Genomic DNA, 6,000 nt, shown 5'->3' with positions numbered 1-6,000 from the left:
GACGTGGAAGTCGAAGGTACCGCTTTAGCGGCGCGAGGACGGCCCAGAGGGGGCAGTAGTGGCGGCAGAGCCCGCACTGAAAAGACAGGCCACTTATCAATAAGCCGCCTGAGTTCTTAAATGAAATGTATTAGGCGATTGCTGTGATTTTTAATGTTCAAATTTATAGAATAACTTCAGCAAAATGATCATCTTTTACTCTGGCGCTCTCAGGTCTAATATTTCTCACATCGAGGCAGAACGCCTCACTAACTGAAAATTAAATCTGAGGAAATGACCATGAAATCTATCAAAACTTTCGTTGCAGTTGCCGCTCTTAGCGTAGTTTCTTTCGCCAGCTTCGCACAAAGCGTCTCTGTTGATGCTTCCACTCTGGACAGTGCAGAAGCGAAAATTGCTGCTGTTGCTCAACAACAAGGCGCACAGTACAAAATCACTGAAGCTAACACCAACAACCGCGTGCACATGACTGCTGAGTTGTACAAATAATTTCGCCGTTAACGATATTAAGGCCGCCCTCGGGCGGCTTTGTCATTTGTATCTCAGCGCGCCACTAACGTCTCGATTTCGGCTTTAGCCTGCATTAAGGCCGCCACAAGCTGAGTAAACTGCTCATCGAAACGTAAGGCGGGCACCGCGATAGCGAGCGCATAGCGTTCTCCCGGCCCAGTTTGTAATGCCACACTGACACCACACACTCCGCGCGCATGTTCCTCCCGATCAACCGCATAGCCTTGCTGACGAATCTGCTCAATCGCCTTCAACATCTGCTGAGGGCTTTTCAGTGTTTGCAATGTCCTCAGTTCGTTTAATTGCGGCAATAAAGTGGTAACAGCTTCTGGGCTTTGTTCCGCCAACAGCGCTTTACCATGCGCGGCACAGTGGGAGGGGAACGCAGTACTGATCGGGGAAACAACACGTAACTCCTGATCGGAAGCATATTGACTGACCAGCACCGTATGGCTGCCGCGCCAGACGCAGAGATCCACCGTTTCACGGGTACGACGTCCGAGGGTTTCCATCGCCGGTTGGGCAAGTGCGATAATATCGGTATGCGCGGAGGCGGCGAGGCGCGCCAATGCAGGACCCAGTTTTACCCCATCATTATCTTGCAGCAGCAGTTGCTGAGCGATCAGTGACGTGACCAGTCGATGCACGGTAGTACGAGGCAGAGCGGTCAGTTTTGCCAGTTCTGACATGGATAGCCCAGAAGGGCGCGTTTCTAACGCCCGTAAAATGGTCGCTGCACGTGCAATAACTTGTGAACCGTTAGCCTCATTATCTGCAACCATTATTCATCCGTTTCATCAATTTACGAAACTCAGACTCTATCACAATGAGGGGTAGTGATTGACATCAAGCAGAATTACCTCAACACTACTGTCCGTTATATGGATATAAATTCCATTATTCGGATAGGTGTAATGATGTCAATGATCAAGCCTGCAGCTGCAATAACGTTATTGTCGGTCAGTTGTCTGACCATCATGGTGGGGTGCGTGATTGTGCCGGGATTAAGCGAAATCGCCGCACAGCTTGAGGTGGCGCATCTGGCCAACTGGTTAGTGACGTTACCTGCATTGGGTGTGGTGCTGGCGGGACCGCTGGCAGGGCGCGCAATAGATCGCTGGGGAGCCTGGCCGCTGCTGCTTATCGGGCTTTTTTGCTACGGAGGCTTAGGTGTCGCTGGTGTGTGGTTGCCGGGCGCGGCACTGCAATTCGTTGATCGCCTGTTGTTGGGGGCAGCAACAGCCATCGTGATGTCAGCTGGCACCAGCTTGATAGCCAGCTTCTTCCAGGCAGAGGCGCGTCTTAAGATGATGGCGCGTCAGGGCATGGCGATTGAGCTAGGTGGCGTGGTGTTTCTGTTTATCGGAGGGATTCTGGCGGCGATCAACTGGCGCTTGCCCTACGGACTTTATCTGTTCTCGTGGTTGCTGTTGGCGCTGGTCGTGGTTTGTGTTCCGCGTCCTGCACGGCAAATCGTCGCAGAAGCGGGGGCGGAGAGCACAACAAACAGCGATCGCTTGTTACGTCCAGTATTGCTGGCGGCGCTCTGTTCGATGATCTGTTTCTTCACCGCCATCATCATGCTGCCACAACGCTTTGCGACTGAGGGTGTGGATGCCGCACACATTGGCTATTTCCTCTCATTTGTTTCGCTGGTGGCGGTTCTGGCCGCGGCGCTGATGCCGCACGTTGCACTGCAATTTGGCCCTTATCCCACATTGATTATGGCGTTCATCTGTTATGTGCTGGCGCATCTTGAGTTTGCCGCAGCCCCCAATATCTTGCTGTGCCTGCCTGGTGGTATTTTGCTGGGGATGGGATTTGGTCTGTCAGTACCCTTGGTGAATCATATGACCGTGGAAACCAGCCAACCGCAAGAACGTGGTCGTCAACTGGCTCGATTGTCGATGGCGATCTTTTCCGGCCAGTTTCTTGCCGCGTTTATGGCTTACATTCCGGGTAACATTTCGATGGTGTTTATCGCGGCAGCGCTGTTTGCCGGGGGAAGCATTGCGGCGGTACGCAAATTCGCGTTTAGAGAGTAGGGGCGTGACCTGGCAAGCCCCTGCGGCTGCGGGCGGCCTGAAGGCCGCACCCTACAGGAGCGGGAGCGTGTTAGTGCTTTGTCCGTAAAGGGTCGCGGCTTGTCCCAAAACGTATTTCACTTCTCTGTAGTCTGGGCATTCACTACTGTTCTGCTCAGGCAACCTATGAAAACCATTATTAGCAAAAACTTCAGCCCCGCTCGGGCATGGGATGCATTAGATATCGCCAATTTCGACGGCACCAGCGTGCGCCTGCACTGGACGGATAAACCTTACCGCTGGCACATCAATGACGGCGAGGAAGTGTTTGTGGTGCTGGATGGCGTCGTCGAGATGCAGTATCGCGAATGGGGCGAAGTGCAAAAAGTGAAGCTGAATGTCGGTGATATTTTCTTTGCCAGCATAGGCACCGAGCACGTAGCCCATCCACAAGGTGCCGCGCGTGTGCTGGTGATCGAAAAAGAAGATTCCGAATAGAGCCACCGGATGACTAAAGCGAACAAAAAAACGCCACTGCTGCTCAGCAGGCGTTGCTGGCGGGAAATCCTGATTTATCCACAGGTTGGCGGGCACTCTTTTCACCTGAATTGTGGATAACATAGAAGAATAGATGATCAGGTCGGTCATTGTTCCTTGATTAATTATTAGTGCGATCATCATGATCGCACTAATAGTTAATATGGTGATGGTAACGTAAGGTATTATTGTTTCCATCGAAGGCACACAGCCTTCATCAACAACCCTAAGGAATATGACCATGAAAACCATCAAAACACTGACTATCGCCGCTGCCGCTGCTCTTTCACTGATGTCTGCTGCCAGTTTTGCACAGAGCATCTCAGTTGAATCTTCAACGCTGGACGGTGCAGAAGCTAAAGTTGCTGCAGTCGCACAGCAGCAGGGCGCACAGTATAAAATCACTGAAGCTAACACCAATAACCGTGTGCACATGACTGCAGAACTGTACAAATAAGTTCGTTTCAAGCTTTAGCGTTAAGGCCGCCTCCGGGCGGCTTTGCTGTTTTTGGCGTTAGCCTATCGCTTTTACAAATCGCTGCGTGATTTGCTGTGGCCGCGTAATGGCGCCACCCACTACCACGGCATGCGCACCCAGTTTTAAACACTGTGCCGCCATCTCCGGCGTCTCCACATTGCCCTCGGCGATCACGGGCACTTTGACGGCTGCCAGCACTTTACGCAGAAAGTCGAACGCTTCGGCTGCCAGATATGCGCCCTGTGTTTCACGGGTATAGCCGTGTAAGGTGGTGCCCACGCAGTCAAAACCCAGCTCTGCAGCCTGCTCAGCTTCCTCTAATGTGGCGATATCCGCCATCAACAATAACTGTGGATAGCGGTGACGAATGGCGGCCACCAGCTGCGGCAGTTGATGTTCCCCCGGCCGCGGATGCAGCGTGGCATCGAGTGCGATCATCGCCGGGTTAGCCACCATAAGCTCATCCACTTCTTTCATCGTCGCGGTGATATACACCTCACTGCCGGGATAATCGCGTTTGATAATGGCGATGACCGGCAGATCAACGGTCTGCATGATCTGTTGCACATCCACCAGACTATTGGCGCGGATGCCTGCCGCACCGCCTTGCTTAGCGGCCAATGCCATACGCGACATGATAAATGGGCTGTGCAAGGGTTCATTTTCCAGTGCCTGACATGACACCACCAGCTTTCCCTTTATCTGCTCCAGCATGGTTGCTTTCATAGCGCGAGTAACTCCTCTACTTCATTTTTGATGATGGTGACGTGCGGACCATAAATCACCTGCACGCCTTTGCCTCGTTGGATCACCGCACGGGCGCCAGTGGCTTTCAGCGCGGCTTCATCCAGCTTAGAACTGTCAATCAGCGTGATGCGCAGGCGCGTGGCGCAACAATCAAGTTCTGCAATATTGGCTTTGCCACCGAGCGCTTCGATTACCTGTAAGGGACGCTCGCCCGCTGCCATGACACTGCTTTCCGTGCTGACATCTTCACGGCCCGGGGTCTTGAAATTGAAGCGAGTAATCAGGTAGCGAAAAGTGAAGTAATAGAGCAGGAACCAAGGTACGCCAACCAGTGGCACGTACATCCAATGCGTTTTGGCTTCACCTTGCAGCACGCCGAATAATATGAAATCGATGAAACCACCGGAGAAGGTTTGTCCGATGGTAATGTGCAGAATGTGGGCAATCATAAAGGCCAAACCATCAAACACGGCATGGATCACATACAACACTGGCGCGACAAACAGGAACGAGAACTCAATCGGCTCAGTGATGCCGGTCAGAAATGATGTCAGTGCTGCCGACAACAGCAAGCCAGCGACGCGTTTGCGGTTCTCGGGTTTGGCGGTGTGATACATCGCCAGACAGGCACCGATCAGTCCGAACATCATAGTGATGAAGCGGCCTGACATGAAACGTGCCGTGCCGATATAGAACTGTTGTGTATTGGGATCGGCCAACTGAGCAAAGAAGATGCGCTGCGTGCCTTCAATCAGTTGACCGTTCACCATCTCGCTGCCGCCTAACGCGGTGGTCCAGAACGGCAAATAGAAAATGTGATGCAGGCCAAATGGGCCCAGCATGCGCAGCACAAAGCCGTAAATGAAGGTGCCAAAGTAGCCCGTCGCCTCAACCAATCCTCCCATGCCGAAGATGATCTTCTGGAAATGAGGCCAGATAAGGGTCATCGCCGCGCCGACCACAATCGCTACAAAAGAACTGACGATCGGCACAAAGCGCGACCCGCCAAAGAAGCCGAGGAATTGCGGTAGGGCGATTTTGTTATAGCGGTTATGCAACAACGCCGTCACCAGCCCAATCACTACGCCGCCAAACACGCCGGTTTCCAGCGTTTGAATGCCCAGCGCCATACCTTGCCCGACAGCACTCAAATTGCTGCTGGCCAATACGCCAGTAAGCGTCAACAGCGCGTTGATGGTGGCGTTCATCACCAAATACGCCAACAGAGATGCCAGCCCGGCTGTACCTTTATCGCTTTTGGCCAAACCCACGGCGACGCCTACCGCAAACAACACCGCGAGGTTAGCAAACACCACCGAACCGGCACTCGCCATGATGGTGAACACACCTTGCAACCAGGCGACATCCAGAAACGGATAGGCCTTAACGGTATTGGGATTGGATAACGCGCCGCCGATGCCGAGCAGTAAGCCGGCAGCCGGTAAAACCGCGATCGGCAACATAAAGGATTTACCGAAACGTTGTGCTTTCTCAAACCATCCTCCGGAGGAGGAGCCGCTGAACATTGACATAAATTTTTATCCCCGACGTGTTGTTATGGTAAAAATTATTATCACAACTTACACCAAGAGATGAAAATTACTACCAGTTGTGTGATAGCTTTCACTTATTACCGAATCTGCTGGCGCACAGCAGGACCTTTGCGCACACTAAGCGCCATTGAACTTGTGCAACGGAGGATGC

General features: G+C 52.6%; 7 protein-coding genes. 4 read left to right on the top strand and 3 right to left on the bottom strand.

What is annotated here, in order from left to right:
• Nucleotides 1-279: 279 nt before the first annotated feature.
• Nucleotides 280-489: a YdgH/BhsA/McbA-like domain containing protein gene (locus ACPUC8_RS07890; RefSeq protein WP_039334245.1), complete on the top strand. Its 210-nt coding sequence runs from the start codon at nt 280-282 to the stop codon at nt 487-489.
• 53 nt (nt 490-542) lie between these two features.
• Here ACPUC8_RS07890 and ACPUC8_RS07885 read toward each other — a convergent pair whose 3' ends face one another.
• Entirely contained in the window at nt 543-1,292 is a 750-nt protein-coding gene (locus ACPUC8_RS07885) for an IclR family transcriptional regulator (protein ID WP_494926005.1), read from the bottom strand.
• Between the two features lie 135 nt (nt 1,293-1,427).
• On the opposite strand from ACPUC8_RS07885, the gene ACPUC8_RS07880 reads away from it, so the two are divergent.
• The 3 genes from ACPUC8_RS07880 to ACPUC8_RS07870 all read left to right on the top strand — a co-directional run bounded on the left by ACPUC8_RS07880 (nt 1,428) and on the right by ACPUC8_RS07870 (nt 3,528).
• Nucleotides 1,428-2,555, top strand: coding sequence for an MFS transporter (locus ACPUC8_RS07880; protein ID WP_494926004.1), 1,128 nt, complete (start codon nt 1,428-1,430; stop codon nt 2,553-2,555).
• 165 nt (nt 2,556-2,720) lie between these two features.
• Entirely contained in the window at nt 2,721-3,032 is a 312-nt protein-coding gene (locus ACPUC8_RS07875) for a cupin domain-containing protein (RefSeq protein WP_494926003.1), read from the top strand.
• A gap of 280 nt (nt 3,033-3,312) precedes the next feature.
• Nucleotides 3,313-3,528 carry a YdgH/BhsA/McbA-like domain containing protein gene (locus ACPUC8_RS07870; RefSeq protein ID WP_034829885.1) on the top strand — a complete coding sequence of 72 codons (216 nt, stop codon included), beginning with the start codon at nt 3,313-3,315 and terminating at the stop codon, nt 3,526-3,528.
• A gap of 57 nt (nt 3,529-3,585) precedes the next feature.
• Here the strand turns inward: ACPUC8_RS07870 and ACPUC8_RS07865 are convergent, their stop codons facing one another.
• A complete protein-coding gene (locus ACPUC8_RS07865) occupies nt 3,586-4,275 on the bottom strand; it encodes an N-acetylmannosamine-6-phosphate 2-epimerase (protein ID WP_494926002.1) in 690 nt (229 codons plus the stop codon).
• Nucleotides 4,272-5,828 carry a maltose/glucose-specific PTS transporter subunit IIC gene (locus tag ACPUC8_RS07860; protein ID WP_494926001.1) on the bottom strand — a complete coding sequence of 519 codons (1,557 nt, stop codon included), beginning with the start codon at nt 5,826-5,828 and terminating at the stop codon, nt 4,272-4,274. Before ACPUC8_RS07860 ends, ACPUC8_RS07865 begins: the two co-directional genes overlap by 4 nt.
• Between the last annotated feature and the right edge of the window lie 172 nt (nt 5,829-6,000).

It is taken from the genome of Pantoea sp. CFCC18177, assembly GCF_059412425.1.
This window is presented reverse-complemented; position numbering and strand designations above follow the sequence as displayed.

Coding starts and splice junctions, on each gene's coding strand:
- ACPUC8_RS07885 (WP_494926005.1), bottom strand. CDS start 1,292: ATGGTTGCAGATAATGAGGCTAACGGTTCACAAGTTATTGCACGTGCA.
- ACPUC8_RS07860 (WP_494926001.1), bottom strand. CDS start 5,828: ATGTCAATGTTCAGCGGCTCCTCCTCCGGAGGATGGTTTGAGAAAGCA.
- ACPUC8_RS07870 (WP_034829885.1), top strand. CDS start 3,313: ATGAAAACCATCAAAACACTGACTATCGCCGCTGCCGCTGCTCTTTCA.
- ACPUC8_RS07875 (WP_494926003.1), top strand. CDS start 2,721: ATGAAAACCATTATTAGCAAAAACTTCAGCCCCGCTCGGGCATGGGAT.
- ACPUC8_RS07890 (WP_039334245.1), top strand. CDS start 280: ATGAAATCTATCAAAACTTTCGTTGCAGTTGCCGCTCTTAGCGTAGTT.
- ACPUC8_RS07880 (WP_494926004.1), top strand. CDS start 1,428: ATGTCAATGATCAAGCCTGCAGCTGCAATAACGTTATTGTCGGTCAGT.
- ACPUC8_RS07865 (WP_494926002.1), bottom strand. CDS start 4,275: ATGAAAGCAACCATGCTGGAGCAGATAAAGGGAAAGCTGGTGGTGTCA.